The following is a 25179-nucleotide window of genomic DNA, read 5'->3' as shown; positions in this document are numbered from 1 at the left end:
GATGGTTCAGCCGGCGAGCGTCAGCCCGCCGCTCACGCTGAGCACCTGGCCGGTGACGAAGCCCGACTGCTCGGTGCAGAAGAACAGCACGGCGTCGGCGATCTCGGAAGGCTGCGCCAGGCGCCGCATCGGCGTCGCCTTGACGAAGGCTTCCTGGTGCTTCTCCGGCACGGCTGCCAGCAGCGGCGTGGCGGTCGGCCCGGGGCAGACGCAGTTCACGTTGATGTTGTGGCGCGCGACCTCGCGCGCGAGGCTCTTGGTGAAGGCGATGGCGCCGCCCTTGGCGCCCGAGTAGACCGTCTCGCCGAGGCTGCCGACGCGGCCGGCATCGCTGGAGACGGTGACCACCTTGCCGCCCTGCCCCTGCTCGATCATTCCGCCGAGGAAGGCATGGGTGACGGCGATCGGCCCCATCAGGTTGAGGTCCACCACCTTGCGCCAGAACTCCGGGGTGTTCTCCAGGAAGGGCTGGATCTTCCCCCAGCCCGCGACGTTGGCGACAATGTCCACGTGCGCGCTCTTGCGGTAGGCCTCGGTGCGGAAGGCCGCGATCGAGTCGGCATCGGTCACGTCGAGGCGGATGAAGTCCGCCTGGCCGCCCTGTTCGCGGATTTCGGCGGCGGCGGCCCGCCCGCCTTCTTCCGCGATGTCGGCCAGCAGGACGTAGGCGCCGGCCTCGGCCAGCTTGCGGGCCGTGGCACGGCCGATGCCCGAGGCGGCGCCGGTGACGACGGCAGTCTTCCCCTTCAGTTGCATGAACGAATCTCCAGGCGGTGTGCGTTGCGGGATCCGGCGGGGCGCCGGAGTGCGACTGAATGATCGTTCAGTCATCCTCCGGGAAACTTTGCGCGGCATCAAAATCGCGCGCGGTGCGCCCTAGGGATTGCCCGCCCCCGCTGCCGCGCGCAAGAACCGTCCCGGCCGGGCAGGTGGTCTTCTTCGAGCGCGACGTGCCCTGGCAGGCCGGCGCGCGCGACCTCGCCGAGCTGCCCGGCGGCGAGCTCGTTCTCTACCCGGACCGGGATGCGATCCGCGTCATGGCGCCGTACACGCCGAGCGCCTCGGCCAGCGCTTCATCCAGGGACGTGGGGACGACGCCGCGGATGTCGTAGGCCTTGAACAGGCCGGCCGGGATGCGCAGGGAGTCCTCCCTTCGGGCCGCGCCATTCCAGGAGGCACGGCATCCTTCGGGGGACGCTCCCGTGCGAGCTCACTTCACCTTCTGCGCCTTCGCGATGACCGGCGCCCAGCGCTCCAGCCCCGAGCGCACCAGCTCGCGCAGTTCCTCGGGCGAACTGCCCACCGGCTCCAGCATGCGCTTGCGCAGCGCTTGCGCCACCGCCGGCTGGCGCAGGGCCGAAGAGAGCGCGGCACTCAGTTTCGCCGCGACCGCCGGCGGCAGTTTGGCGGGCGCAAAAAAACCCACCCAGCCGGGCATCACGAGATCCGGCACGCTCTCGGAGATGCTCTGGACGCCGGGCAGCGCGGGCAGGCGGGCGGCGTCGGCGGTCGCGATGATGCGCACCTTGTCGTGGCGCGGCGCCAACGTCGTCAGCGTGCTGATCACCATGGGAAGGCGGCCGGCCAGCAAGTCCTCCACGGCGGGGCCCGAGCCCTCGTAGGGCACGTGCACGAAGCGGCCGCCGGTGCGCTGGTTCAGGAGTTCGCCGATCAATTGCGGCGGCGAGCCCTCGCCCATCGAGCCGAAGGAGATGCCGCCCGCGCGTGTCTTCGCCGCCGCGATGAGTTCCGGCAGGTCGTTCACCGGCAGCAGCGCAGGGTTCACCGCAATGACCATGGTCGTGCGCACCGCCAGAGCGAGGGGCGTGAAATCCCTCAGCGGGTCGTACGCCACCTTCTTCTTCATCAGCGGCACGGTGACATGGGTGGCCTCGTTGCCGATGCCGATGGTGTAGCCGTCGGCCGGTGCCTGCGCGAGCAGCCCCATGCCCACCAGTCCGGTCGCGCCGCTGCGGTTCTCGACGGTGACGGGCTGCCCCAGGCTGGCCCGCAGTTCCTCGGAGACGGAGCGTGCGATCAGGTCCGCAACGGTGCCGGGGGGAAAGGGAACGATGATGCGGATCGGCTGGCGCGGAAAATCCTGCGCATGCGCGAACGCTGTCCACAGCGCGAAGGCCAGTGCCAGTCCCTGGACGATCCGCTTCATTTGCCTTGGCTCCGTTTGCACATGCAGGGCAATCTAGCGTGCAGCTCGGCTGTTGTATGCACCCGCGAGTGCTGTCCGACGCAGATTCCAACCTTGGTTCCGCGGTTCCCGGAACTTTGGTTCCCCGCGGGGCGGGATTCTTCGTACGAGCGGACGAGCCCGCTCCCCGATTCACTGCATCACTGCACCGGGCCGTCGAAGATTTGCTGGAGCGCGTCGAGGTCCAGGATCTTCACGTGCTTCTTGTCCACCTTCAGCAGGCCCTGGTGCTGGAAGGAGGTGAAGGTGCGGCTCACCGTCTCGAGCTTCATGCCCAGGTAGCTGCCGATGTCCACGCGCATCATGCGCAGGTGGAATTCGCTCGCGGAGTAGCCGCGGGCCTTCATGCGCTGGGAGATATTCAGCAGGAAGGCGGCCAGGCGCTGTTCCGCGTTCATGCTGCCCAGGAGCATCATGAGGCCGTGCTCGCGCACGATCTCGCGGCTCATCATGCGCGACATCGCGAGGTGCAGGTGCGGGCTCACCGTGGCCAGTTCGGTCAGGTGCGCGTAGGGGATGGCGCAGATCTCGCCGTCCTCCAGCGCGATGGCGCTGCTCGCGTGCTTGCCGGAGGCGAGGCCGTCCAGCCCCAGGAGCTCGCCCGCCATCTGGAAGCCGGTCACCTGCTCGCGCCCGTCCTTCAGGTTCAGGATCGACTTGAAGGTGCCGCTGCGCACCGCGTAGAGGAACTGGAAATTCTCGCCCTCGTGGTACAGCGCCTCGCCTTCCTTGACGCGGCGGCGCGCGAACTTCAGGCCGTCGAGGCGCTCCACGTCGATGCCGGTCAGCCCGCAGGGCAGGCACAGCTCCTTCAGGTGGCAGGTGGAGCACAGCGTGGTGATGGCGGCGGGGGAGGCCGGTGCCTGCAGCGCGGTTTCGCGCGGGACGAAGCGGACGGGGGCGGTGGCGGCGACGACGGTTTGCATGGCAGGGGCTCCTCTTGCTGCGGCAATTCGTTGTTCAGTGGACTGTGCGGGCGCGCGCGCTGGCGACGGCCTGGGGCAACTGGTCGAGTTCGGTGCTCTTGTCCAGGAAGTCGGCCGCGCCTTCCTTCAGGAAGCGGTCGCGGTACACGCTGGTGGAGTTGTTGCTGAAGACCACGAAGGCGACGTTCGGGTCGGCCGAGCGCACCGCCTTCAGCACCTGCAGGCCGCTGCCGCCTTCCAGCTGTACGTCCAGCACGACGACGTCGGGATGCAGGGCCAGGATCTGGTCGATGGCCCCCGCCGGGGTCGCGGCCTCGCCGACCACGTCCATGCTGGCGCGGGCGAACACGCAATGCAGCCGCTCGCGGATGGGCGCGGAGTCCTCGGCGAGGAAGATCTTCAGGGAATCTTTGCTGGTGGACATGCATGAATGATGCAATCCACCCGTCGGATGGCCCATCGGCGGGCACTGAAAGGGGCCCTAGTCCCCGTCTGAATCGCGACCGGGCATGCGCCGAGGCCGCCTCGGATTATTCCGAGTCGCGCGCAACGGCCGCGCTGGAGGGCGCTCAGCGCAGGGCGATGGACGGTGTAACCGGGCGTCGCACCATCAGCAGGTCGCAGCCGCGCATCTGCGCGCTGGTACCGAAGGAGACCGACCGATAGCCCATGTCGGCGAGGTCGCTCTGGATGCGGCGGACGCCGTCCGCGCCCCGCATGGTGATCCGGGCGAAGACGTTGAAGCCTTCGTCACAGACGCCGATCTGGAACTCGGGGTCGAGCTCGTCCGCTTCGAAGGCGGTGGGGGTCTGGCGGCAGTGCATGGCCGAAGTGTGGAAACCTGGCTGTGCAACCAAAGTAGGACATCGACTTACATCCGGGTAGGTCTCCGGCCTGCCCGCTCGCCGCCGTGACCCCTTCACGCCGCAACCGCTGCCGCGCTGCGGATCTTCTCGGAACCGTCGCGCTCGTAGGTACCCACCAGCATGCCGCTCGCCAGGCCGCGCTCCGCGACCGCGCGCAGCACTTCGGAACGGCCGGGCTTGGCCGGGAAGGAATCGCCCGGCCCCAGCGCGAAGAGCTGGAACACGTAGCGGTGCGTGCCGTGGCCGGTGGGCGGATCGGGTGGCAGCCAGCCGGAGCGCAGGTAGGAGTTGCGGCCCTCGTGCGCACCGCCGCCCTCGTGGTTCGGGCTGTGCAGTTCCCCTTCGGGCAGCGCTCCGTCGTCGCCGGGCAGGTCCACCACGATCGCGTGCACGAGCGGTTCGGGCGTCGGCGCATCCGCATCCTCGACGATCAGCACCAGGCTGGCCGCGCCGGCCGGCACGCCGGTCCAGTGCAGCGGCGGCGAAACGCCCTCGCCGTCGGCCGTATAGCGGGCCGGGATGGGCGCGTGGTCCGCGAACGCGAGACTCGCGAGGACGAGAGTGCCATGGCCCGCGCGCAGGCCGCAGCGGTTGAAGACGAGCTTGTCCAGGCCGGCGCGCGCGTCGCGCAGCGCGTGGCCGAGCGGCTCCGGGAGTTTCTCGAGCATGCACCCTCCTGTGATGCAGCCAAGGCTAGCCGGCGCGCCGGCGCCGCGCTGCGGGTGCCCGTCCGGGCCGTGCGTGGGACGCTTCCTGCGGGACGGCAAGGGCGGCCGGCCCGATGGCGGCGGCGCGCTCAGTGGTGCTGTTGCGCGTCCGCCTTCCACGCCGCCTGCCGCGCCTGCGCGCCCTTGCGCACGGCGGCGAGGTAGGGCTCCGGGATCTCGCCGGGGCGCGCTTCGCGCAGCGTGAAGCCGGTCTTGCGCACCGGCGGCGCCGGCGGCGATTCTTCGCGCGGGAGCGGCAGCAGCTCGCCGAGCTGCTGTTCGGCCTCGCGCGCCAGCGACCAGGCCACGCCGACGGCCAGCACTGCCGCCGCACCGGTGATCGCGACGGCGACCGCCAGCGCGCCGGACCCCAGCCGCAAGAGGCTGTGGATGGCGACTCCCGTCAACACGATCAGCACCGCCAGCAGGGTGGCGACGAGCAGGCCAAGGCGGTGCGAACTCTTCATGGCGGCGCTCCGTGACAGCGTGAGGAGGATGCTAGCGCCAAAGCCCAGCTGTGTGCGGCCGGAACAATCCGTCTGGCAGGCAGTCGCTGGCTTGTCCTACGAACGGCCCCGCGGCCCATAGCTGCAAGCCCGCGCGAACCCCGCGGCGGCTGCCTCCGGCATCGGGGCGGAAAGGCGGCTGCGTCCTACATGGCCGCCCCTGAGCCTGGAAGACATTGGCGTCGGGCTTTCAGGGGGAACAAGTCCATGAAGGAAAACCTGAGCATCCTCGAAGCGGTCGGTGGGCTCGGCCGCGACACGGCGATGGAACGCATGATCCTGGCCCGCGAACTGCCCAAGCGGACGATCGCTCTGGTGCTGGCCGGCGGCCGCGGTTCGCGGCTGATGGACCTGACGGACCGCCGCGCCAAACCGGCGGTCTACTTCGGCGGCAAGTTCCGCATCATCGACTTCGCGCTGTCGAACTGCATCAACTCGGGCATCCGCCGCATCGGCGTGCTCACCCAGTACAAGTCGCACTCGCTGCTGCGGCACCTGCAGCGTGGCTGGAACTTCCTGCAGGGCGCGCACAACGAGTTCATCGACCTGCTGCCGGCGCAGCAGCGCGTCAACGAGGCGTTCTGGTACCGCGGGACCGCCGACGCGATCACCCAGAACATCGACATCCTGCGCGCCTACGAGCCCGAGTACATCCTCGTGCTCGCGGGCGACCACATCTACAAGCAGGACTACTCGCTGATGCTGCTCGATCACGTGGAGAGCCAGGCCAAGGTCACCGTGGGCTGCATCGAGGTGCCGCGCATGGAAGGCGTGGCCCTGGGCGTGATGCACGTCGACGAGCACCGCCGCATCACCGACTTCCTCGAGAAGCCCGCGGACCCGCCCGCGATTCCGGGCAAGCCGGACCGCGCGCTGGGCAGCATGGGCATCTACGTCTTCGACGCGGAGTACCTGTACCGGCTGCTGGAGAAGGACCTCGGGGACGACGCCTCGGAGCACGACTTCGGCAAGAACCTGATCCCGGAGATCGTGGGCGACGGGGGCGCCATCGCGCACCCGCTGAACCTCTCGAGCATCCCGGCGCAGACGCGCAACAGGCCCTACTGGCGCGACGTCGGCACGGTGGACTCGTTCTGGGCCGCCAACCTCGACCTGGCGGGCGACATGCCGGAGCTGAACCTGTACGACACGGACTGGCCGGTGTGGACCTACCAGGAGCAGCTGCCGCCGGCGAAGTTCGTGCCGGACGAACGCGGCCTCAACGGCGAGACCTCGAACGTGCTGATCTCGGGCGGTTGCGTGGTGGTGGGCTCCAACATCGGGCGCTCGGTCCTGTTCTCCAACGTGAAGGTGCACTCCTGCTGCACGATCAGCGAAGCGGTGATCATGCCGGACTGCGTGATCGGCCGCGGCGCGCGCCTGTCCAAGGTGGTGATGGATCGCGGCTGCGTCATCCCCGACGGCATGGTGATCGGCGAGGACGCGCGCACGGACAGCGAGCGCTTCCACCGCAGCGAGAAGGGCGTGGTGCTGGTCACCCGGGAGATGCTCGATCGCCTGCCGTCGTCCTGAGCGACGCGGGAGGGCGGGCTCTGGTACAAACCCGCTCTCCCCTCCATGAATCCCGAAGCCGGCCAGATCTGGACCGCCCCCCGCTGGGCGCTCGCGCTGCTCCTTGCCCTGCTGGGCATGCTGGGGCCGTTCTCGATCGACACCTACATCCCCGCCTTCTCCGGCATCGCCCGCGCGCTGGAGGCGACGCCGGTGCAGATGCAGCAGACGCTGTCGGCGTACCTGTTCGGCTTCGCCTTCATGAACCTGTTCCACGGCGCGCTGGCGGACAGCTTCGGCCGCCGGCCCGTGGTGCTGTGGGGCATCGCGGTGTTCACGCTCGCCTCCATGGGCTGCGCGCTCTCGGAGAGCATCGCTTCGCTGGTCTTCTTCCGGGCCGTGCAGGGCCTGTGCAGCGGCGCGGGCTGGGTCGTGTCGCGCGCGGTGATCCGCGACATGTTCCCGCCGGAGCAGGCGCAGAAGGTCATGAGCCAGGTCACCATCTACTTCGGCGTCGCCCCCGCGATCGCGCCGGTGATCGGCGGCTGGCTGTTCGTGCATGCGGGCTGGCACAGCATCTTCTGGTTCCTGACCGGCATCGGCGTCCTGCTGTGGACGGCCAACTGGCGGCTCCTGCCGGAGACCCTGCACGCCACGCACCGGCAGCCGTTCAACGTGCGCAACCTCATGCGCGGCTACTGGCAGCTGGGGGCGAGCCCGCGCTTCCTGCTGCTGGCGCTGGCGAGCGGCATCCCCTTCAACGGCATGTTCCTCTACGTGCTGTCCGCCCCCGCCTTCCTCGGCGAGCACCTGGGCCTCGCGCCGACGCAGTTCTTCTGGTTCTTCCTGCTCACCATCAGCGGGATCATGGGCGGCTCGTACCTGAGCGGGCGGCTGGCCGGCCGCGTCGCGCCGAAGCAGCAGATCCGCTACGGCTTCACGGTGATGGTGCTGGTGTCGCTGCTGAACGTCGCGGCCAACTTCCTGTTCACGCCGCGTGCGGGGTGGGCGCTGATCCCGATCGCGGCATTCTCGTTCGGGTGGGCGCTGATGGTGCCGGTGGTGACGCTGCTGGTGCTGGACCTGCATCCGGAGCGGCGCGGCATGGCGTCGTCGCTGCAAGCCTTCATCGGCTCGGCCGCGAATGGGTTCGTGGCCGGGGCGGTGGCCCCGCTCGTGATGGGTTCGACGCGGGAGCTGGCGCTGGCCTCGCTGGGGATGATGAGCATCGGCCTGGTGGCGTGGCTCGTCGTGAAGAAGCGGTGGCCGGAGACGGGTCGGTCGCCGACGGAGGCGGCAACGCCGGTGGTGTCGTCGCGGGCCTGACATCGGAAAGCCGCCGCCTGGCGAGCCGCAGGTTCGTTGCCAGTGGGCCGGACCAGGACGGTCCTGCGCACTGCGCGAATCAGGCAGTTCCCCTCGCGCACCTGCTTCTTGCGGAGGACGGCTTGCGGCCCGAGTCAACGGAGCTGCTGCACACGAACCCGGCGCGGCGCAGGACCAGAGCGGGGCTGTCCGGCTCGGCGACATAAAGGAGGAGGCGCGGGCGCCGCTCTCACCCGGGGCGCGTTTCTCATCCGCGCCGGGGGACAGTCGCAGAGACGGACAGCCCCGTTCTGGTCCGGCAAGAAAGCCACTGCCCCCACCCGCGGATTCCCGCATCCGGCGGAAATGAACCCACTCCAGCAGCCTCCCCGGAGATCGGAGCAAAAAAAAGGGCGCTTTCGCGCCCTTGTTCGCATCCCCGCCTGCGCGGGGTTGACGGCGAACTTACCGGCCGCCGCGCGAGCGGGCGCCGCCGAAGTCGCGGTGGTGGCCGCCCGTGTCGCGGCCGCCGAAGCTGCCTTCACGCCGGGCGCCGCCGAAGCCGCCCTCGCGAGGCGCGCCGCCGAAGCCGCCCTCGCGGCGCTCGAAGGACTTGGCGCCGAAGCCCGAGTGCTTGCCGTAGCCGTTGCCGGTGCCCTGGCGACGCTCGCCCGGACGGCCCGGCTTGCCGCCGAAGCCGCTGCGCGGCGGACGCTGCTCGAAGCGCGTCTTCGGCTCCAGGCCCGGGATCGTGTGGGCCTGGATCGGCTGGCGGCTGTACTGCTCGATGTCGCCGATCTTGCGGCGGTCGCGGAACTCGGCGAAGGTCACGGCGAGGCCGTCACGACCCGCGCGACCGGTGCGGCCGATGCGGTGCGTGTAGTCCTCGCTCTTCATCGGCAGGCCGTAGTTGAAGACGTGCGAGATGCTCGGCACGTCGATGCCGCGCGCGGCCACGTCGGTGGCCACCAGGAACTGCACCTGGCCGCTGCGCAGCGCCATCAGGCGCCGGTTGCGCAGCCCCTGCGGCAGGTCACCGTGCAGCGACACGGCGGCGAAGCCGGCCTGCTGCAGGTCCTCGGCCAGGCCGTCGCACTCGATCTTCGTACTGGCGAACACGATCGCCTGCTCGATGCTGGTGTCGCGCAGCCAGTGGTCCAGCAGCTGCCGCTTGTGCTGGGCGTTGTCGGCCCAGAACAGGCGCTGCTCGATGTTGACGTGCCGGTCCTGCGGCGAATCGATCTGCAGCCGCTGCGGCTGGCGCATCACGCGCGTGGCCAGCTGCTGGATGCGCGGCGCCAGCGTGGCGCTGAACATCATCGTCTGGTGCCGGTTGGCCGTGAGCTGGTGCACCTCGGCCAGGTCGTCGGCGAAGCCCAGGTCCAGCATGCGGTCGGCCTCGTCCACCACCAGGAACTGCACCTTGTCCAGCTTGATCTGCATGGAGCGCTGCAGGTCCAGCAGGCGGCCGGGCGTGGCGACCACGAGGTCGGCGTTCTGCAGGCGGGCGATCTGCATCTGGTAGGGCATGCCGCCCACCACGTTGGCGATCCGCAGGCCGCGGCAGTGCTTCACCAGGTCGATGGCGTCATGGGCCACCTGCTGCGCAAGTTCGCGCGTGGGGCACAGCACCAGCGCGCCCGGCGTGGCGGCCTTGAAGTGGCGCGGGCTCAGCGGGTTGCGGCGGGGCCGCTTGGTCGCGTCCTCGCCGCGCGCGATCGCGTCGGCACGCGCCTGCTGCTCGGCCTCGGCTTCGGCGGCCTTCTGCGCGATCAGCGTGTTCAGCACCGGCAGCAGGAAGGCGGCGGTCTTGCCGCTGCCCGTCTGGCTGGAGACCATGAGGTCGTTGAAGGCCGTGCTGCCGGCCGTGGCTTCCTGCGCCATCGCGAGGCCGATGGCCTGCTGCTGCACCGGGGTGGGCTGGGTGAAACCGAGGTCGGCCACGGCCGCCAGCAGTTCGGGGGCGAGGCCCAGGGCGGCGAAGCCGTTGGTCTCGGGGGTGTCTTGTTCTTGGTCTTGGTCTTGCAGGATGTCGGTCATGAAAAAGTCCATGCGACGCAGCCCGGGGCGGGCGGCGCCGTCATCAGAATGATTGGGATACATCAACCATTCCAACGACAAACAGGACTTTCGGCCTGCGGCCCATTTCGCTCGTGGAGAGCGGGCCAGTGCAAGAAGGCGGATGCGCGAATCAGCTGCCGTGAAGCAGCAAGCCTGCGATTATCGCATGTTCCGGGTTTTCCCGCACAACGCCGTACAGCCGCCGGGGTTTCACCCCCCTTACGCGAGCTTCAGGAAGTGCTCGCGGTAATGGGCCAGTTCGTCGATCGACTCGTGGATATCGGCCAGCGCGGTGTGCAGCTGCCGCTTCTTGAACGAGGAATAGACGTCCGGACGCCAGCGCCGCGACAGCTCCTTGAGCGTGCTCACGTCCAGGTTGCGGTAGTGGAACCAGGCTTCCAGCTTCGGCATGTACTTCACCAGGAAGCGCCGGTCCTGGCCGATGCTGTTGCCGCACATCGGGCTCGCGTTCTTGGGGATGTACCTGGCCACGAACTCCAGCAGTTGCTGCTCGGCCTCCGCCTCGGTGACGGTGGAGGCGCGCACCCGCTCCGTGAGGCCGCTCTTGCCGTGCGTGCCCCGGTTCCAGGAGTCCATCAGGTCCAGCTGGGCATCGGTCTGGTGGATCGCGAGCACGGGACCCTCGATGCGGGGCTCCAGGTGCGGCCCGGTCACCACCACGGCGATCTCGATGATGCGGTCGCGTTCCGGGTCCAGCCCGGTCATTTCACAGTCGAGCCAGACGAGGTTCTGGTCGTTCTTCGCCAGGGTCGGCGCGGGCGTCTCGTTCGAATCGGCCACTGCGTGCGTTGTAGGTTCGGCCATGCTGGCCATTGTCGCCGATGGCCGTAAGATCCCGGGATGCAAGCTTCCGCCGCGCTGACGTTCGCGTTCGCCGCCTTTCTCCTCGCCGGCCTCCTCGTGAAGTTCTGGCTCTCCAGCCGCCAGGTGCGCTACGTCGCGCGCCACCGCGAGCAGGTCCCCGAACCCTTCGCCGCCACCGTCTCCCTCGCCGCCCACCAGAAGGCGGCGGACTACACCGTCGCCAAGTCGCGCCTGGGCCTGCTGGAGACGGCGTTCGCCGCCGCGGTGCTGCTCGGATGGACGTTGCTGGGCGGGCTCGACGCCCTGAACCAAGTCCTGGTGCGCTGGCTCGGCACCGGCATGACGCAGCAGCTGCTGCTGCTCGCATCGTTCGCGGTGATCGGCGGCTTGCTGGACCTGCCCTTCTCGCTGTACCAGACCTTCGTGGTGGAAGAGCGCTTCGGCTTCAACAAGATGACCTTGCGCCTGTGGCTCGCCGACCTGTTGAAGGGCGCGCTGCTCGGCGCGCTGATCGGCCTGCCGATCGCGGCACTGATCCTGTGGCTCATGGGCGCGGCGGGCCCGTGGTGGTGGCTGTGGGCCTGGGCCGTCTGGATGGGATTCAACCTGCTGCTGCTGGTGATCTACCCCACTTTCATCGCGCCGCTGTTCAACAAGTTCCAGCCGCTCGAGGACGAGACGCTCAAGGCGCGCGTGACGGCGCTGATGCAGCGCTGCGGCTTCGCGGCCAAGGGCCTGTTCGTGATGGACGGCAGCAAGCGCAGCGCCCACGCCAACGCCTACTTCACCGGCTTCGGCGCCGCCAAGCGCGTCGTCTTCTACGACACCCTGCTGGCCAAGCTCTCGCCGGGCGAGGTCGACGCGGTGCTGGCCCACGAGCTGGGGCACTTCAAGCACAAGCACATCGTCAAGCGCATCGTGGCCATGTTCGCGCTGAGCCTCCTGGGCTTCGCCCTGCTCGGATGGCTCGCCAGCCGCGTCTGGTTCTACACCGGCCTCGGCGTGCGCCCCAACCTCGACGGCCCCAACGACGCGCTCGCGCTGCTGCTGTTCATGCTGGCCGTGCCGGTGTTCACGTACTTCGTCTCGCCGGTGATGGCGCAGTTCTCGCGGCGCCACGAGTTCGAGGCCGACGCCTTCGCCGCCACGCAAACGAGCGGCCGCGACCTCGGCAACGCGCTGCTGAAGCTGTACGAAGACAACGCGTCGACGCTCACGCCCGACCCGGTCTTCGTCAAGTTCTACTACTCCCACCCGCCCGCCTCCGAACGGCTGGCCCGCCTCGCATGAACGGAAAGGCCTGCCTTGCCTGAACTCATGGCGCAGCCGGGACTGGTGGTCGCGAGCCACGGCCGCCACTGCCTGGTGGAGTCGCCCGACGGCGGCCGCCGCCTCTGCCATCCGCGCGGCAAGAAGAGCCAGGCGGTGGTCGGCGACCGCGTGAAATGGCAGTCCAGCGGCGACGAGGGCGTGATCGAGGCCGTCGAGCCGCGGCGCAACCTGTTCTACCGGCAGGACGAGATCCGCACGAAGTCCTTCGCGGCCAACCTGGACCTGGTCCTGGTGCTGATCGCGGCCGAGCCCGAGTTCTCCGAGATGCAGCTGGCGCGCGCGCTGATCGCCGCCGAGGCGGAGCGCATCGCGCCCCTCATCGCCCTGAACAAGAGCGACCTCGTTGAGCCCTTCGAACGCGCGTGGGGGCGCCTGGTGCCCTACCAGCACATGGGCTACGGCGTGCTGCCGCTGTCGCTGCGCATGTCGGGCGATACCGACCGCGAGCACCTGCTCAAGCACCTGCGCGGCAAGACCACGCTGGTGCTCGGCCCCTCCGGCGCCGGCAAGAGCACGCTGATCAACCTGCTGGCACCGCAGGCGCGCGCACTCACCGGCGAGATCTCGCAGGCGCTGAATTCGGGCCGGCACACGACGACGGCCACCACCTGGTACTGGGTGGACGAGGAGCGCACGACGGCATTGATCGACTCGCCCGGCTTCCAGGAATTCGGGGTGCACCACATCGACCGCATGCAGCTGGCCGCGCTGATGCCCGACCTCAAGCCGCACGTGGCCAATTGCAAGTTCTACAACTGCACGCACCTGCACGAGCCGGGCTGCGGCGTGATCGCGGCCCTCGCGGATGGGCCCGGCGCGCCCGCGGGACGCGTGGAACCAACCCGCCACCGCATCTACCGCACGCTGTTCGAGGAGTTGTCGCAAGCGCCTCGTTACTAGGGCTCAGCCCTTGTCCGCGGGATCGCCGCCCTCATCTGAATGGAAGGAGGCAAGAGATCCCGATGAGCCAGCTGCATGTCGTCTGTCCCCATTGCCACACGACCAACCGCATCCGCGACGCGGACCTGGACCGTAACCCCGATTGCGGCAGCTGTCGTGGCGCGCTGTTCGCGGGGCAGCCGGCGAACCTGAGCGCCACGGAGTTCGAGCGCCACACCACCCGCAGCGACCTGCCCGTGCTGGTGGACTTCTGGGCCCCGTGGTGCGGCCCCTGCCGCATGATGGCGCCCGCCTTCGAGCAGGCCACCGCGGAGCTCGCGCCGCGCGTGCAACTGGTGAAGGTGAACACCGACGAGGCGCAGGGCGTGGGTGCGCGGCTGAACATCCGCAGCATCCCGACGATCGCGCTGTTCATCGGCGGCAAGGAGGTCGCGCGGCAGGCCGGCGCCATGGCCGCGGGGGACATCGTGAAGTGGACGCGCGCGCAGCTGGCGCGCGCGACGACGACGGTCTAGCAGCCGGCGCGCTGCAGCGCCGGTGTCCGGGCTGCGCCGCTCGCCGCCCGCCTACCCGAGCAGGCGCGCCAGCGTCAGCAACGCCAGCAGCACCATCCACAGCACCACCGAGCGCCACACCAGTCCGACGATGCTGCGCAGGTGCGCGATCTCCGCCTCACGTCCGGGCGTGCTGGCAGTGTCCATCGTCGGCTCGCCGCCGGTGGTCTGGAAGATCTGCGCGCCGTCCGGCGCGAACACCGGCTTGAGCGACTCGCCGCCGAGGCGCACGTTCACCGCGCCCGACGTGGCCGCGAGGATCACGCCGTCATTGTCGTTCGGGAAGCGCTGGGCGTAGTTGCGCCAGCAGTCGATCGCCTCCTCGAAGCTGCCCACCACCGCGAAGGCGATGGCGGTGATGCGCGCGGGCAGCCAGTCCACGGCCAGCCAGGCACGCGCGGCGGCCGACTGCAGCGCCTCGCTGGCCGGCTGCAGCTGCATGCGGTTGCGATAGCGCCAGTAGCGGACCACGAATTCGGCCATGCGGTACAGCACCGCGCCGGCCGGCCCGAGGCCGAAGGCGGCGAGGATGGAGAACCAGGCCAGCACCCCGAACACGTGGCGGTGGGCGGCCAGCACCGAGTACTCGATCACGTGCCGCACGATCTCGCTGCGGGGCAGTTCGCTCGCATCGACGCGCTGCCAGCGCGCCAGCAGTTCGCGGGCGCGGGTCTCGTCGCCCGCTTCCAGCGCGTCGCGGATGCCGGTGAAGTGGTGGCTGAACTGGCGGAAGCCGAGGGTGACGTACAGGACCAGCACGCTCCACACCATGGACGCGGGCCAGCCGAGCGTCATCAGGAGGCCCCAGTGGATGCCGAGCGCCAGCAGCGCCGGCGCAGCCACGGCGAGCAGCCAGCACACCCACCCGTGCTGCGGCCCGCCCGCGTCGAAGTTGCGGCTCACCCAGCGCGCCCAGACACGCAGCCCGGCGTGGATGGGGTTGTGCGCTCCCAGCGGTCGCACCTGCTCGATCAGCAGTGCGAACAGGATCGCGAAGAAGGACATGGGCGGATCATAGCCGCGTCGCCGCGCGGGACTTTCAGGCCGCCAGGAAGCGATAGAGGTTGCGCAGCATTCCCGCCGTCGCGCCCCAGATGAAGCGCTCCCGCTCCCCGTCGCGGTAAGGCATCGAGAACCACTCGCGCCGCGAGCCGCCGAACTCCAGCGCGTGGCGGCGGTGGTGCGCGGGGTCCATCAGGAAATCGAGCGGGACCTCGAAGGCATCGGCCACCTCGTGCGCGTTGAGCGCGAGGTGGTACTCCGGGCGGACCAGCGCCACCACCGGCGTGATCACGAACATCGTGCCCGTGGTGTACGTGGGCAGCTCGCCGATCACTTCGGCCAGCGCGCGGTCGAGGCCGATCTCCTCGTGCGCCTCGCGCAGCGCGGTATCGGCGGCATCCACGTCGGTGTCGTCCCGCTTGCCGCCGGGGAAGGCCACCTGGCCCGAATGCGTGGACAGGTGCGCGGTGCGCTGCGTCAGCAGCACCATGGGCCGCTCGCGCGTCACCACCGGGATAAGCACCGAAGCAAGCGCCGTCCGGCGGTTGGTGAAGGCCGGTTCCAGCCGCAGTTCCGGCTGCCATTGCGGCGGCCAGGCGAAGCGCTGGCGCAGCGCCTCGGGCGCGAGGTGCGCCGGGGCGATGGCAGGCAGGTGCTCGTCGGCCGCGAGCACGGGCACCTCCCGCGGGTCGAAGCCGGGCAGCTTCGACAGGGGCGTGTCCGGCGGGATGGTGGCGGCGGGGTCGATCGGCATGGCGTCGCAAAGAAAAACCGCCGCGGGCTGCGAGGCCGGCGGCGGTTCGTCGCAAGGGGGCGCTGCGTTACTCCGCGGCGGCCGCCTTGTCCTTCTGGGTGTGGGCCAGCTTTTCCTTGATGCGGGCCGACTTGCCGGAACGCTCGCGCAGGTAGTACAGCTTGGCGCGGCGGACGTCGCCGCGGCGCTTCACCTCGATGCCGGCGATCAGCGGGCTGTAGGTCTGGAACGTGCGCTCCACGCCTTCGCCGCTGGAGATCTTGCGCACCGTGAAGGCGCTGTTCAGGCCGCGGTTGCGCTTGGCGATCACCACGCCTTCGTAGGCCTGCACGCGCTTGCGGGTGCCTTCGACGACGTTCACCGAGACGATCACGGTGTCGCCGGGGGCGAATGCGGGGACGTTCTTGCCCAGGCGGGCGATTTCCTCTTGCTCGAGGGTCTGGATCAGGTTCATGGTTTCCTCAGCGATCGTGCCTGCGGCTGCTCTTGGAATGGTCCTGGCTTCGCTTCACCGGGGTGAAGGGGCCCGGACGGCCGGGTAGAGGATCGGAAAGCCGGCCATTATAGCGTGCGCAGGAAATCCTCGTCGGCGCGGTTCAGCCGGCCCGATTGGCGGGCGGCGGCGATCAGGTCCGGCCGGTGCTTCGCCGTCACCGCCAGCCGCTGCTGGCGCCGCCAGGCCTCGATACGGGCATGGTGGCCGGACAGCAGTTCCTCCGGCACCCGCACGCCCTCCCACTCTTCCGGCCGGGTGTAGTGGGGGCAATCCAGCAGGCCGTCGAGGGCGGGGTTGAAGCTGTCTTCCTGGTGGCTGTCGGCGTCGTTCAGGACCCCGGGCTGCAGCCGGGCCACCGCGTCCAGCAGCGCCATCGCGGCGATCTCGCCGCCGGAGAGGACGAAGTCGCCCAGGCTCAGCTGCACGTCGACATGGCGGTCGATGAAGCGCTGGTCGACGCCCTCGTAGCGGCCACAGAGCAGGATCGCCCCGGCGCTGGCCGACCAGCGCTCGACGCCGGCATGGTCCAGCCGCTCGCCGATCGGGGAGAACAGGACCAGCGGCGCGGCGTCGCCCCGGTCCGCCCGGACCGCGGCCAGGCAGCGCGCCAGGGGCGCGGCCAGCATGACCATGCCCGGGCCGCCGCCGAAGGGCCGGTCGTCGACGCGCCGGTAGTTGCCTTCGGCGTGATCGCGCAGCTGCCACAGGCGCACGTCGACCTGCTTCGTCTCGAAGGCGCGGCGGGTCACGCCGGCGGCCAGGAAGGGGGCGAACAGCTCGGGAAAGAGGGTGAGGACGTCGAACCGCATGCCGCCGCGACTAGTAATCGGGCTGCCAGTCCACCGTGATGCGGCGCTGCCGCAGGTTCACGTCGTCGACGTAGGCGGCCACGAAGGGCAGCATGCGCTCCTGCGGCTTGCCCTCCTGCTCGTACTCCACCACCAGCACGGTCTGGGGGCCGGTGGCCATCAGGTCCCTGACCCGGCCCAGGTGCACGCCTTCGCGGTTGACCACTTCCAGGCCGATCAGGTCGACCCAGTAGTACTCGTCGTCGGAGGCGGTGGGGAAGGAGGAACGCGGCACGAAGATGCGTGCGCCGCGGAGCATTTCCGCGGTGTTGCGGTCTTCCACGGCGTCCGCCCGGGCGACCACGGAATCGGAATGCTCCTTCGTCTCCCGCACGCGCAGCAGCACCGTGCCGGCAAAGGCTTGCGGGCCCTTGTCGGACGGCTGCAGGTACCAGCGCGTGGAGGAGAACAGCGCCTGCGGGTCGGCGCTGTGGGGCAGGACCTTGAGCCAGCCCTTGACGCCCCAGGCGTCGAGGATGCGCCCGACTTCGATGGCATCCGCGGGAAGCTCCGCGGGTTCGATGTCCGGTGGCAGCGAGGCTGCCGGACGGCCGGGCGCGGCCATCGGGAGATCAGGCCTGGGCGGGAGCGGCGGCCGGGGCGGCAGGGGCCTGCGTCAGCAGGCGCTCGACCGTCGGGGACGCCTGGGCGCCGACGCCCTTCCAGTACGTCAGGCGGTCCTGCGCCACGCGCAGCTTCTCTTCGCCTTCCTTGGCGACCGGGTTGTAGAAGCCCAGGCGCTCGATGAAGCGGCCGTCGCGGCGCACCCGCTTGTCGGCAACGACGATGTTGTAGAACGGACGGTGCTTGGAACCGCCGCGGGAGAGTCGAATGACGACCATGATTTATCCTTCGGGTGGACGACGTGCCGGCAGTTTCTGTTTCGCCGGCGCGCTGATGTTCTTCCGGCGTTGAGACACGCGACTGGCCACCCGGCCAGCGACACGCCGAAAAGCCCACGATTATAACTTGTTCTGCCCTATGCTGACTTTGCGGCCGAGTACCGATGCCGACGTCCCGGCGATCACCGCCATCTACGCCCACCACGTGCTGCACGGAACCGGCACTTTCGAGACCACCCCGCCCACCGAGGCGGAGATGGCCGCCCGCCGGGGCGACGTGCTCGCCAAGGGCCTGCCCTACCTGGTGGCCGACAACGACGGCCAGGTCCTGGGCTTCGCCTACTGCCAGTGGTTCAAGCCGCGGCCGGCCTACCGCTATTCCGCGGAGGACTCCATCTACCTGGACCCGAAGGCGGCCGGCCAGCGCATCGGCAACAAGCTGCTGACGGAACTGACGAGGCAGGCCGAGGCCATGGGCCTGCGCAAGCTGATCGCCGTGATCGGCGACTCGGACAACGTGCGCTCCATCGGCGTGCACCGCGCCGTGGGCTTCCGGCACGCCGGGAAGATCGAGGCCTGCGGCTGGAAGTTCGACCGCTGGCTGGACATCGTACTGATGGAAAAGGCCCTCGGGGAGGGCAGCCGCAGCGCCCCGGAAGCGCCGACGAAGTGAAGAGCAAGACCCTGGCGGCGTGGCTCGCGTTCCTGGGCGGGCCACTGGGGCTGCATCGCTTTTACCTGCGCGGCTTCGGCGACACGATCGGCTGGCTGCTGCCGATCCCGACCGCGGCGGGCCTCTACGGCATCGAGCGGGTGCAGCAGTACGGGCAGGACGACGTCCTGAGCTGGCTGCTGGTGCCCCTGCTCGGGTTCACCATCGCGGCGTGCTGCCTCAATGCCATCGTCTACGGGCTGATGCCGCGCGAGAAGTGGAACGCCCGCTTCAACCCCGGCGCGCCGCAGGAGGCCGAACCGGGCGCGACCCACTGGGGGACGGTGTTCGCCGTGGCCCTGTCGCTGGCGGTCGGCGCGGGGGTGCTGATGGCGAGCATCGCCTTCAGTTTCCAGCGCTATTTCGAGGCCCAGGTCGAAGAGGGGCGGCGGATCAGCGAGTGAGGCCGGCGCAAGCGGGAGAGGGAGCGCCCCACCCACCCCTCCCCCGCAGGGGAGGGTGCAAGGCGGTCAGAACAGCTTCAGGCTGGCCCAGTAGGCGATCGCCGCGACGAACGCGCTGGCGGGGATCGTGAAGATCCAGGCCCACACGATGTTGCCCGCCACGCCCCAGCGCACCGCGCTCATGCGCTGGGTGGATCCCACGCCGACGATGGCGCCGGTGATGGTGTGGGTGGTGGACACCGGGATGCCCAGGGCGGTCGCGAGGAACAGCGTCAGGGCACCGCCCGTTTCCGCGCAGAAGCCGCCCACGGGCTTGAGCTTGGTGATCTTCTGGCCCATCGTCTTCACGATGCGCCAGCCGCCGAACATGGTGCCCAGGCCCATGGCCGTGTAGCAGGTGGCGATCACCCAGGTCGGCGGGCTCTTGTCGCCGGCGGCGACGTAGCCGGTGGCGATCAGCAGCATCCAGATGATGCCGATCGTCTTCTGCGAGTCGTTGCCGCCGTGGCCCAGGCTGTAGGCGCCGGCCGAGATCAGCTGCAGCCGGCGGAACCACTTGTCCACGCGCGAGGGGCGGGTCGAGCGGAAGATGTTCGACACGATGGCCATCATCAGCGAGCCGAGGATGAAACCCAGCGTCGGCGAGATGAAGATGAAGATCACCGTCTTCCAGATGCCCGAGGCGATCAGCTGGCCGGCGCCGGCCTTGGCGATCACGGCGCCGCAGATGCCGCCGATCAGCGCGTGCGAGGAGCTGCTGGGGATGCCGTACCACCAGGTGATCACGTTCCAGGTGATCGCCCCGGCCAGCGCCCCGAACACCACGTGGGTGTCCACGATCCCCGGCTCCACGATGCCCTTGCCGATCGTGGCTGCCACGCTCAGGTGGAAGATGAACACGGCCACCACGTTGAAGAAGGCGGCGAAGGCCACCGCCTGCGTCGGCTTCAGCACCCCGGTGGACACCACCGTGGCGATCGAATTGGCCGCGTCGTGGAAGCCGTTCATGAAGTCGAACAGCAGCGCCACCACGACCAGCAGGACCACGACCCACAGGGCCGTTTGCGTCGCTACCATCGCGCGGTCCTCAGGAGTTCTCGAGCACGATGCCTTCGACGACGTTGGCCACGTCCTCGCACTTGTCGGTGATCGTCTCCAGCAGCTCGTAGATGGCCTTGAGCTTGATCACCTCGCGCACGTCCGGCTCTTCCCGGAACAGCTTGCTCATCGCGGAGCGCATCACGCGGTCGGCCTCGGATTCGATCTTGTCGATCTCCTCGCAGGTCTTCAGCGCGGCCTGGGCCGTGTTGTGGTCCGACAGCTTGCTCAGGTGCGACACCGCGTCGCGCACCTGCTCGCAGCAGCGCACGCTCAGGTCGGTCAGGCGGGTGATCTCGGCGGTCATGTGGCGCACGTCGTACAGCGCCATGGTCTCGGCCGAGTCCTGGATCAGGTCGGCCACGTCGTCCATCGTGTTGATCAGCGTGTGGATCTGCTCGCGGTCGATCGGCGTGATGAAGGTGGAGTGGATCAGCCGGTTGACTTCGTGCGTCACCTTGTCGGCGGAGCGCTCGGCGTGGTCGACTTCGCGGTTGTGCTGGTCGCGCAGGTTGGCGTCGTTGTAGTTGGCCACCAGCCGGGAGAAGGCGTGGGCCGCTTCGACGATCCGCTCCGCGTGCTGGTTGAACAATTCGAAGAAGTTGCCTTCTTTCGGGAGCAGTTTCTTGAAGAGCATGGGCGCTCCGGGGAGGAGTACTTGTGTGTTTTGGGAACCGCCGGGGAGTTTACCCGCCGCCCTTGGTCAACCGTTGCGGAATATGAAATACACCGCGCCCACCATGCACAGGGCGGCCCAGAGGTAATCGAGCCTCATGGGCACCTTCAGGAAGTAGACAGAAAACGGCAGGAACACGGCCAGGGTGATCACTTCCTGCATGATCTTGAGCTGGCCCACGCTGAAGCCGGCCTGCTGGAAGCCGATGCGGTTGGCCGGCACCTGCAGCAGGTATTCGGCCAGCGCGATCCCCCAGCTCACGAAGGCGGCCGCGTACCAGGGCGCCGTGGCCAGGCTGCGCAGGTGGCCGTACCAGGCGAAGGTCATGAACACGTTGGAAGCGACCAGCAGCAGCACGGTCTGCAGGGAAAGAGGAAGAAAGGAAGTCAGCGCGGGCATGGCAGCATTATCCGAAGGCCTGGTCTACGTGGACGAGCACCTGCTGGTGCTGGAGAAGCCCGCCGGCCTTCTGGCCGTGCCCGGCCGCGGCGAAGACAAGCAGGACTGCCTGTCGGCCCGGGCCCAGCGCCTGTGGCCCGACGCGCTCGTCGTTCACCGGCTGGACATGGCCACGTCGGGCCTGTTCCTCATGGGGCGCGGCCTCCACGTGCAGCGGCTGCTGAGCCGCGCCTTCGCGGAGCGGGCGGTGGACAAGCGCTATGAGGCCGTGGTGGAAGGACGGCTCGGCGCGCCGGGGACCGAAGGCACGATCGCCCTGCCGCTCGCCGCCGACTGGCCCAACCGGCCGCTGCAGAAGGTCGACCCCGAAACGGGCCGGCCCAGCACCACGCACTGGCGGGTCCTGGAGGCGCACGGGGACCACAGCCGGCTGGAACTGGAGCCGGTCACCGGCCGTTCGCACCAGTTGCGCGTGCACCTGCTGGCCATCGGCCACCCGATCCTGGGGGATGCGCTCTACGCCCCGCCGCCGGTGCGCGAGCGCGCGCCCCGGCTGCTGCTGCACGCGAAGTCGCTGCGGCTCGCGCATCCGGTGTCGGGCGAACCCCTCGCCTTCGACAGCACGCCGCCCTTCTGAGACACTGGCCGGGCACTTCCGGGAGGTCCGCCATGAGCACGCGCCTGAGCCGCCGCACCGTCGCCGCCGCACTGGTCGCCCTGCCCGCCTGCTGGACGGGCGTGCGCGCGCAGCCCGCCGCGCCCCGCCGGCCGACGCCGGGGCAGACCGAAGGGCCCTTCTATCCCGTCAGCCTGCCCCAGGACAGCGACGGCGACCTGTTGCGCAACGGCACGCTGCAGTACACGAGCGGCGAGCCGGCCTGGGTCGAGGGCGTGGTGAGCGACCTGGACGGCAAGCCGCTCGCCGGCGCCCAAGTGGAGATCTGGCAGTGCGACCACGCCGGCCACTACCACCACCCGGGCGACGGCGGCCACGCCGACCCGAACTTCCAGGGCTTCGGCCGCGTCACCGTCGGCAGCGACGGCCGCTACCGCTTCCGCACGATCCGGCCCGTGCCCTACACCGGCCGCACCCCGCACATCCACGTCAAGGTGAAGATGCAGCGGCGCGAGCTGCTCACCACGCAGCTCTATGTCGAGGGCGAGCCGCGCAACGAACGCGATTTCCTCTGGCGCAACCTGGGCGCGGACCGCGAGCTCCTGACGGTGCCCTTCCGCGACGGCCCCGACGGCGTGCGCGCCACCTTCCCCATCGTCATCGCCACCTGAACCACCGGACAATGACCCACCTCACCATCCTCACCGGCGCCTCGCGCGGCATGGGCCTGGCCATGGCGCGCCAGCTGCTCGCCGCCGGCCACGACCTGCTGTGCATCTCGCGCAGGACCAGCGAGGAACTCGCGCAGCAGGCCGCCCGCGCCGCCCGGCACTGCGAGCAGTGGCCGCAGGACCTCGCCCGCGCCGCGACGGCGGCGGCGCGGCTGGAGACCTGGCTGGAGGGGCAGGACAGCGGGCGCTTCGCGTCCGTCACGCTGATCAACAACGCCGGCTTGATCCCGCGCATCGCGCCGCTGGAGGAGATCCCGGCGGAGCAACTGGCCGAGGCGATGCGGGTGGACCTGGAGGCGCCCATGCTGCTGGCCGCCGCCTTCCTGCAAGCCACGGCGGGATGGAAGGTGCCGCGGCGCATCCTCAACATCTCCTCGGGCCTGGGGCGGCGCGCCATGGCCTCGCAGGCGGCCTATTGCGCCGCCAAGGCGGGCCTGGACCATTTCAGCCGCTGCATCGCCCTGGAGCAGGCCAGGCAGGACAACGGCGCCCGGATCTGTTCGCTGGCGCCCGGCGTGATCGACACCGACATGCAGGTGCAGCTGCGTGGCGCCGATCCCGATCTCTTTCCGGATATGGGGAACTTCGTAGGACTGAAAGACAAGGGCATGCTCACTTCGCCGGAAGAGGCCGCGCGGCGTGTGCTCGCCTTCCTCGAGCGGCCCGATTTCGGCGTCGATCCGGTCGCCGACGTCAGGGCCTAGCAGCGGAAGCCCGCGATCGGGCGGGCACAATGTCGGTGTAAGCCGGAGGCCTTAGCCTCCGGCCTCTCTTTTTCCGGCCTTTGAACCAGGAGATTCCCCCCATGACACGTGAAGTGGTTGCCGTCAGCGCGGTGCGCACGGCCATCGGCACCTTCGGCGGCAGCCTGAAGGACATTCCCCCGACCGAACTCGGCGCGCTGGTCGTGCGCGAGTCCCTGGCGCGCGCCAAGGTCGACGGGGCGGACGTCGGGCACGTGGTGTTCGGCCACGTCGTCAACACCGAACCGCGCGACATGTACCTGTCGCGCGTGGCCGCGATCAACGGCGGCTGCGGCGAGGGCACGCCCGCCATGAACGTCAACCGCCTGTGCGGCTCCGGCCTGCAGGCGATCGTGTCGGCGGCGCAGACCATCCTGCTGGGCGACTCCGACATCGCGATCGGCGGCGGCGCGGAGAACATGACGCGCGCCCCCTATGCAGACCTCACCGCCCGCTGGGGCGCGCGCATGGGCGACGCGAAGATCGTCGACATGATGATCGGCGCGCTGCACGATCCCTTCCACAACATCCACATGGGCGTGACGGCGGAGAACATCGCCGCCAAGTGGGGCATCACGCGCGAGGACCAGGACCGCCTGGCCGTCGAGAGCCACAACCGCGCCGAGCGGGCCACCGCCAACGGCTGGTTCAAGGACCAGATCGTGCCGGTCACGCTGAAGTCGAAGAAGGGCGACACCCAGTTCGCCGCCGACGAGCACTTCCGCCCGGGCGCGAAGATGGAGGACATGGCCAAGCTGAAGGCGGTGTTCCTGAAGGAGAACGGCACGGTGACGGCCGGCAACGCCTCCGGCATCAACGACGCCGCCGCGGCGGTGGTGCTGATGGAGCGCAGCGTGGCCGAGAAGCGCGGCCTGCAGCCGCTGGCCCGCCTGGTGGGCTGGGCCCATGCAGGCGTGGATCCCAAGTACATGGGCATCGGCCCGGTGCCGGCCACGCGCAAGGTGCTGGAGAAGACGAAGATCGGCGCCCACCAGCTCGACGTGATCGAGGCCAACGAGGCGTTCGCGGCGCAGGCCTGCGCGGTGGTGAAGGACCTGGAGCTCGATCCCGCCAAGGTCAACCCGAACGGCTCCGGCATCTCCCTGGGCCACCCGATCGGCGCCACCGGCGCGCTGATCACCGTGAAGGCGCTGCACGAACTGAAGCGCACCGGCGGCCGCTACGCGCTGGTCACGATGTGCATCGGCGGCGGCCAGGGCATCGCGGCGATCTTCGAGCGGATCTGAGGGAGCGCCCCGTCGGGGCGTCAAACCGAACAGCCGAACGCAGAGGGCGCAGAGGATTCGCAGAGGACGCAGAAAAGACATTCTTCAAAAGGATGTTCTTCTGCGTCTTCTGCGTAATCTCTGCGTCCTCTGCGTTCGGCTGTTCGGTTTTCACGCGTCCTGGAACCCCCCCGCGCGGTACGTGAGCACCAGCGTGTCGCGGAACCCCGCCTCCCCCAGCGGCTGGATCGGCGTGGTTTCGTGGATCACGCGTTCGTCGTCCAGCAGCAGCGCGCTCCAGGGTTCGGTGAGTGTGAAGCGCTGGCCCGCCGGGCCGTCGGCCTGGAAGACGCGCGTTTCGCCGCCCTTGATGCCTTCGCGGGCGACGAGGAAGACGGCGACCAGGTCCACGCCGTCCCGGTGCGCGCCCTCGGGCGTGGGGCGGCCGATGCCGCCGGCGGTGTCGATCCGGAACTGGTGCGCCTCCAGGTACCAGGGCCGCGGCCCCTTCAGGTCGCTGGCCACGCCCGCCAGGGCGAGCAGCAGGCGCTTCCACGCGGGCTGCGCCACCACCTGCGGCTGGACCGGCTCGAACCAGCGCTGCATGCCGCCGTGCAGCGCGTTGTATTCCAGCGGCTGCCAGTGCGCCCGGTGCGGCGCCTGCGCGAGGCTCCCGCCTTCCGCGACGAACGAGGAATGGCGCCGCCGGCGGTAGCGGCCGCCGTCCTTCAGGTAGGCGTCGGGCGCGAGATCGGCCCATGCCGGTCCCAGCGCCTGCAGTTCAGCGGCGGCGCAGCCGCACAGCTGGGCGACGCCCTGCGGGCTGAGCACGGCGTAGCCCTGCTGGCGCATCTGCGTCAGCAGCTGTTCGGGATAGGTATAGGCGGGATGCAGGAGCATCCATGAAGCTTAGCCTGCATCAAACCCGCCCC

The 25179-nt window shown here is 69.5% G+C and carries 30 protein-coding genes and 1 pseudogene; 12 read left to right on the top strand and 19 right to left on the bottom strand.

The window, feature by feature from the left end; genetic code table 11:
- Positions 1-6 precede the first annotated feature (6 nt).
- Positions 7-756, bottom strand: coding sequence for an SDR family NAD(P)-dependent oxidoreductase (locus JJ685_RS28580; protein WP_201677792.1), 750 nt, complete (start codon positions 754-756; stop codon positions 7-9).
- Between the two features lie 173 nt (positions 757-929).
- On the opposite strand from JJ685_RS28580, the gene JJ685_RS28575 reads away from it, so the two are divergent.
- Entirely contained in the window at positions 930-1112 is a 183-nt protein-coding gene (locus JJ685_RS28575; protein WP_201677791.1) for a hypothetical protein, read from the top strand.
- A 98-nt stretch (positions 1113-1210) separates the two neighbouring features.
- Here JJ685_RS28575 and JJ685_RS28570 read toward each other — a convergent pair whose 3' ends face one another.
- From JJ685_RS28570 to JJ685_RS28545, 6 genes are all read right to left on the bottom strand, one after another.
- Complete coding sequence (locus tag JJ685_RS28570) at positions 1211-2167, bottom strand: Bug family tripartite tricarboxylate transporter substrate binding protein (RefSeq protein WP_201677790.1); 957 nt, start codon at positions 2165-2167, stop codon at positions 1211-1213.
- 179 nt (positions 2168-2346) lie between these two features.
- Positions 2347-3132, bottom strand: coding sequence for a helix-turn-helix domain-containing protein (locus JJ685_RS28565; RefSeq protein WP_201677789.1), 786 nt, complete (start codon positions 3130-3132; stop codon positions 2347-2349).
- Positions 3133-3166: 34 nt separating this feature from the next.
- Positions 3167-3556 (bottom strand): response regulator, encoded by a 390-nt coding sequence (locus tag JJ685_RS28560; protein WP_201677788.1) that lies wholly within the window; start codon positions 3554-3556, stop codon positions 3167-3169.
- 145 nt (positions 3557-3701) lie between these two features.
- Positions 3702-3956 (bottom strand): hypothetical protein, encoded by a 255-nt coding sequence (locus JJ685_RS28555; protein ID WP_201677787.1) that lies wholly within the window; start codon positions 3954-3956, stop codon positions 3702-3704.
- A 95-nt stretch (positions 3957-4051) separates the two neighbouring features.
- Positions 4052-4666 (bottom strand): YbhB/YbcL family Raf kinase inhibitor-like protein, encoded by a 615-nt coding sequence (locus tag JJ685_RS28550; RefSeq protein ID WP_201677786.1) that lies wholly within the window; start codon positions 4664-4666, stop codon positions 4052-4054.
- 128 nt (positions 4667-4794) lie between these two features.
- Positions 4795-5172 (bottom strand): hypothetical protein, encoded by a 378-nt coding sequence (locus JJ685_RS28545; RefSeq protein ID WP_201677785.1) that lies wholly within the window; start codon positions 5170-5172, stop codon positions 4795-4797.
- Positions 5173-5484: 312 nt separating this feature from the next.
- On the opposite strand from JJ685_RS28545, the gene glgC reads away from it, so the two are divergent.
- Together glgC and JJ685_RS28535 are read left to right on the top strand one after the other, a co-directional pair.
- The gene (glgC, locus tag JJ685_RS28540; protein WP_201677862.1) at positions 5485-6744 is read left to right on the top strand and encodes a glucose-1-phosphate adenylyltransferase; all 1260 of its coding nucleotides are present in this window, start codon (positions 5485-5487) and stop codon (positions 6742-6744) included.
- Between the two features lie 45 nt (positions 6745-6789).
- On the top strand, positions 6790-8049 hold the full coding sequence (locus tag JJ685_RS28535) for a multidrug effflux MFS transporter (protein ID WP_201677784.1): 1260 nt from the start codon (positions 6790-6792) through the stop codon (positions 8047-8049).
- A 444-nt stretch (positions 8050-8493) separates the two neighbouring features.
- Here the strand turns inward: JJ685_RS28535 and JJ685_RS28530 are convergent, their stop codons facing one another.
- A complete protein-coding gene (locus JJ685_RS28530; protein ID WP_236599364.1) occupies positions 8494-10068 on the bottom strand; it encodes a DEAD/DEAH box helicase in 1575 nt (524 codons plus the stop codon).
- A gap of 240 nt (positions 10069-10308) precedes the next feature.
- On the bottom strand, positions 10309-10914 hold the full coding sequence (gene orn / locus JJ685_RS28525) for an oligoribonuclease (protein WP_236599363.1): 606 nt from the start codon (positions 10912-10914) through the stop codon (positions 10309-10311).
- Between the two features lie 36 nt (positions 10915-10950).
- On the opposite strand from orn, the gene JJ685_RS28520 reads away from it, so the two are divergent.
- From JJ685_RS28520 to trxC, 3 genes are all read left to right on the top strand, one after another.
- Positions 10951-12204, top strand: coding sequence for a M48 family metallopeptidase (locus JJ685_RS28520; RefSeq protein WP_201677781.1), 1254 nt, complete (start codon positions 10951-10953; stop codon positions 12202-12204).
- A gap of 27 nt (positions 12205-12231) precedes the next feature.
- Positions 12232-13146: a ribosome small subunit-dependent GTPase A gene (gene rsgA, locus JJ685_RS28515; protein ID WP_201677861.1), complete on the top strand. Its 915-nt coding sequence runs from the start codon at positions 12232-12234 to the stop codon at positions 13144-13146.
- 62 nt (positions 13147-13208) lie between these two features.
- Positions 13209-13661 (top strand): thioredoxin TrxC, encoded by a 453-nt coding sequence (gene trxC / locus JJ685_RS28510; RefSeq protein ID WP_201677780.1) that lies wholly within the window; start codon positions 13209-13211, stop codon positions 13659-13661.
- Between the two features lie 51 nt (positions 13662-13712).
- Here the strand turns inward: trxC and JJ685_RS28505 are convergent, their stop codons facing one another.
- From JJ685_RS28505 to rpsP, 6 genes and pseudogenes are all read right to left on the bottom strand, one after another.
- A complete protein-coding gene (locus JJ685_RS28505) occupies positions 13713-14705 on the bottom strand; it encodes a CobD/CbiB family protein (RefSeq protein WP_201677779.1) in 993 nt (330 codons plus the stop codon).
- Between the two features lie 34 nt (positions 14706-14739).
- A complete protein-coding gene (locus JJ685_RS28500) occupies positions 14740-15456 on the bottom strand; it encodes a CoA pyrophosphatase (protein ID WP_201677778.1) in 717 nt (238 codons plus the stop codon).
- Positions 15457-15529: 73 nt separating this feature from the next.
- A pseudogene (gene rplS / locus JJ685_RS28495) lies at positions 15530-15910 on the bottom strand (50S ribosomal protein L19); the annotation flags it as partial.
- A 107-nt stretch (positions 15911-16017) separates the two neighbouring features.
- Positions 16018-16761: a tRNA (guanosine(37)-N1)-methyltransferase TrmD gene (gene trmD / locus JJ685_RS28490; protein WP_201677776.1), complete on the bottom strand. Its 744-nt coding sequence runs from the start codon at positions 16759-16761 to the stop codon at positions 16018-16020.
- A 10-nt stretch (positions 16762-16771) separates the two neighbouring features.
- Entirely contained in the window at positions 16772-17365 is a 594-nt protein-coding gene (gene rimM, locus JJ685_RS28485) for a ribosome maturation factor RimM (protein WP_201677775.1), read from the bottom strand.
- 7 nt (positions 17366-17372) lie between these two features.
- A complete protein-coding gene (gene rpsP, locus JJ685_RS28480) occupies positions 17373-17642 on the bottom strand; it encodes a 30S ribosomal protein S16 (protein WP_201677774.1) in 270 nt (89 codons plus the stop codon).
- Between the two features lie 139 nt (positions 17643-17781).
- On the opposite strand from rpsP, the gene JJ685_RS28475 reads away from it, so the two are divergent.
- Together JJ685_RS28475 and JJ685_RS28470 are read left to right on the top strand one after the other, a co-directional pair.
- Positions 17782-18315, top strand: a complete 534-nt coding sequence (locus tag JJ685_RS28475) for a GNAT family N-acetyltransferase (RefSeq protein WP_201677860.1) — start codon at positions 17782-17784, stop codon at positions 18313-18315.
- On the top strand, positions 18312-18758 hold the full coding sequence (locus JJ685_RS28470; RefSeq protein ID WP_201677773.1) for an NINE protein: 447 nt from the start codon (positions 18312-18314) through the stop codon (positions 18756-18758). The genes JJ685_RS28475 and JJ685_RS28470 overlap by 4 nt, the downstream gene beginning before the upstream one ends.
- Before the next feature lie 66 nt (positions 18759-18824).
- On the opposite strand, the gene JJ685_RS28465 is transcribed toward JJ685_RS28470, so the two are convergent.
- The 3 genes from JJ685_RS28465 to JJ685_RS28455 form a co-directional block, all read right to left on the bottom strand.
- Entirely contained in the window at positions 18825-19835 is a 1011-nt protein-coding gene (locus JJ685_RS28465; protein ID WP_201677772.1) for an inorganic phosphate transporter, read from the bottom strand.
- Positions 19836-19845: 10 nt separating this feature from the next.
- A complete protein-coding gene (locus tag JJ685_RS28460) occupies positions 19846-20493 on the bottom strand; it encodes a DUF47 domain-containing protein (protein WP_201677771.1) in 648 nt (215 codons plus the stop codon).
- Between the two features lie 66 nt (positions 20494-20559).
- On the bottom strand, positions 20560-20931 hold the full coding sequence (locus JJ685_RS28455) for a DMT family protein (RefSeq protein WP_201677770.1): 372 nt from the start codon (positions 20929-20931) through the stop codon (positions 20560-20562).
- Between JJ685_RS28455 and JJ685_RS28450 the strand changes: the two genes are divergently transcribed.
- The 4 genes from JJ685_RS28450 (at position 20930) to bktB (ending at position 24268) form a co-directional block, all read left to right on the top strand.
- Positions 20930-21568 carry an RluA family pseudouridine synthase gene (locus JJ685_RS28450; protein WP_201677769.1) on the top strand — a complete coding sequence of 213 codons (639 nt, stop codon included), beginning with the start codon at positions 20930-20932 and terminating at the stop codon, positions 21566-21568. The two genes, JJ685_RS28455 and JJ685_RS28450, sit on opposite strands and share 2 nt — an antisense overlap.
- Before the next feature lie 32 nt (positions 21569-21600).
- Complete coding sequence (locus JJ685_RS28445) at positions 21601-22218, top strand: dioxygenase family protein (protein ID WP_201677768.1); 618 nt, start codon at positions 21601-21603, stop codon at positions 22216-22218.
- Positions 22219-22229: 11 nt separating this feature from the next.
- Positions 22230-22982, top strand: coding sequence for an SDR family NAD(P)-dependent oxidoreductase (locus tag JJ685_RS28440; protein ID WP_201677767.1), 753 nt, complete (start codon positions 22230-22232; stop codon positions 22980-22982).
- A gap of 101 nt (positions 22983-23083) precedes the next feature.
- Positions 23084-24268 carry a beta-ketothiolase BktB gene (gene bktB / locus JJ685_RS28435; protein WP_201677766.1) on the top strand — a complete coding sequence of 395 codons (1185 nt, stop codon included), beginning with the start codon at positions 23084-23086 and terminating at the stop codon, positions 24266-24268.
- A 150-nt stretch (positions 24269-24418) separates the two neighbouring features.
- Here the strand turns inward: bktB and JJ685_RS28430 are convergent, their stop codons facing one another.
- The gene (locus JJ685_RS28430; RefSeq protein WP_201677765.1) at positions 24419-25147 is read right to left on the bottom strand and encodes a 2OG-Fe dioxygenase family protein; all 729 of its coding nucleotides are present in this window, start codon (positions 25145-25147) and stop codon (positions 24419-24421) included.
- Between the last annotated feature and the right edge of the window lie 32 nt (positions 25148-25179).

The sequence above is a fragment of the Ramlibacter monticola genome, assembly GCF_016722785.1.
Taxonomy (GTDB): domain Bacteria; phylum Pseudomonadota; class Gammaproteobacteria; order Burkholderiales; family Burkholderiaceae_C; genus Ramlibacter; species Ramlibacter monticola.
This window is presented reverse-complemented; position numbering and strand designations above follow the sequence as displayed.

Coding starts and splice junctions, on each gene's coding strand:
- JJ685_RS28580 (WP_201677792.1), bottom strand. CDS start 756: ATGCAACTGAAGGGGAAGACTGCCGTCGTCACCGGCGCCGCCTCGGGC.
- JJ685_RS28570 (WP_201677790.1), bottom strand. CDS start 2,167: ATGAAGCGGATCGTCCAGGGACTGGCACTGGCCTTCGCGCTGTGGACA.
- JJ685_RS28565 (WP_201677789.1), bottom strand. CDS start 3,132: ATGCAAACCGTCGTCGCCGCCACCGCCCCCGTCCGCTTCGTCCCGCGC.
- JJ685_RS28560 (WP_201677788.1), bottom strand. CDS start 3,556: ATGTCCACCAGCAAAGATTCCCTGAAGATCTTCCTCGCCGAGGACTCC.
- JJ685_RS28555 (WP_201677787.1), bottom strand. CDS start 3,956: ATGCACTGCCGCCAGACCCCCACCGCCTTCGAAGCGGACGAGCTCGAC.
- JJ685_RS28550 (WP_201677786.1), bottom strand. CDS start 4,666: ATGCTCGAGAAACTCCCGGAGCCGCTCGGCCACGCGCTGCGCGACGCG.
- JJ685_RS28545 (WP_201677785.1), bottom strand. CDS start 5,172: ATGAAGAGTTCGCACCGCCTTGGCCTGCTCGTCGCCACCCTGCTGGCG.
- glgC (WP_201677862.1), top strand. CDS start 5,485: ATGATCCTGGCCCGCGAACTGCCCAAGCGGACGATCGCTCTGGTGCTG.
- JJ685_RS28535 (WP_201677784.1), top strand. CDS start 6,790: ATGAATCCCGAAGCCGGCCAGATCTGGACCGCCCCCCGCTGGGCGCTC.
- JJ685_RS28530 (WP_236599364.1), bottom strand. CDS start 10,068: ATGACCGACATCCTGCAAGACCAAGACCAAGAACAAGACACCCCCGAG.
- orn (WP_236599363.1), bottom strand. CDS start 10,914: ATGGCCGAACCTACAACGCACGCAGTGGCCGATTCGAACGAGACGCCC.
- JJ685_RS28520 (WP_201677781.1), top strand. CDS start 10,951: ATGCAAGCTTCCGCCGCGCTGACGTTCGCGTTCGCCGCCTTTCTCCTC.
- rsgA (WP_201677861.1), top strand. CDS start 12,232: ATGGCGCAGCCGGGACTGGTGGTCGCGAGCCACGGCCGCCACTGCCTG.
- trxC (WP_201677780.1), top strand. CDS start 13,209: ATGAGCCAGCTGCATGTCGTCTGTCCCCATTGCCACACGACCAACCGC.
- JJ685_RS28505 (WP_201677779.1), bottom strand. CDS start 14,705: ATGTCCTTCTTCGCGATCCTGTTCGCACTGCTGATCGAGCAGGTGCGA.
- JJ685_RS28500 (WP_201677778.1), bottom strand. CDS start 15,456: ATGCCGATCGACCCCGCCGCCACCATCCCGCCGGACACGCCCCTGTCG.
- trmD (WP_201677776.1), bottom strand. CDS start 16,761: ATGCGGTTCGACGTCCTCACCCTCTTTCCCGAGCTGTTCGCCCCCTTC.
- rimM (WP_201677775.1), bottom strand. CDS start 17,365: ATGGCCGCGCCCGGCCGTCCGGCAGCCTCGCTGCCACCGGACATCGAA.
- rpsP (WP_201677774.1), bottom strand. CDS start 17,642: ATGGTCGTCATTCGACTCTCCCGCGGCGGTTCCAAGCACCGTCCGTTC.
- JJ685_RS28475 (WP_201677860.1), top strand. CDS start 17,782: ATGCTGACTTTGCGGCCGAGTACCGATGCCGACGTCCCGGCGATCACC.
- JJ685_RS28465 (WP_201677772.1), bottom strand. CDS start 19,835: ATGGTAGCGACGCAAACGGCCCTGTGGGTCGTGGTCCTGCTGGTCGTG.
- JJ685_RS28460 (WP_201677771.1), bottom strand. CDS start 20,493: ATGCTCTTCAAGAAACTGCTCCCGAAAGAAGGCAACTTCTTCGAATTG.
- JJ685_RS28450 (WP_201677769.1), top strand. CDS start 20,930: ATGGCAGCATTATCCGAAGGCCTGGTCTACGTGGACGAGCACCTGCTG.
- JJ685_RS28455 (WP_201677770.1), bottom strand. CDS start 20,931: ATGCCCGCGCTGACTTCCTTTCTTCCTCTTTCCCTGCAGACCGTGCTG.
- JJ685_RS28445 (WP_201677768.1), top strand. CDS start 21,601: ATGAGCACGCGCCTGAGCCGCCGCACCGTCGCCGCCGCACTGGTCGCC.
- JJ685_RS28440 (WP_201677767.1), top strand. CDS start 22,230: ATGACCCACCTCACCATCCTCACCGGCGCCTCGCGCGGCATGGGCCTG.
- bktB (WP_201677766.1), top strand. CDS start 23,084: ATGACACGTGAAGTGGTTGCCGTCAGCGCGGTGCGCACGGCCATCGGC.
- JJ685_RS28430 (WP_201677765.1), bottom strand. CDS start 25,147: ATGCTCCTGCATCCCGCCTATACCTATCCCGAACAGCTGCTGACGCAG.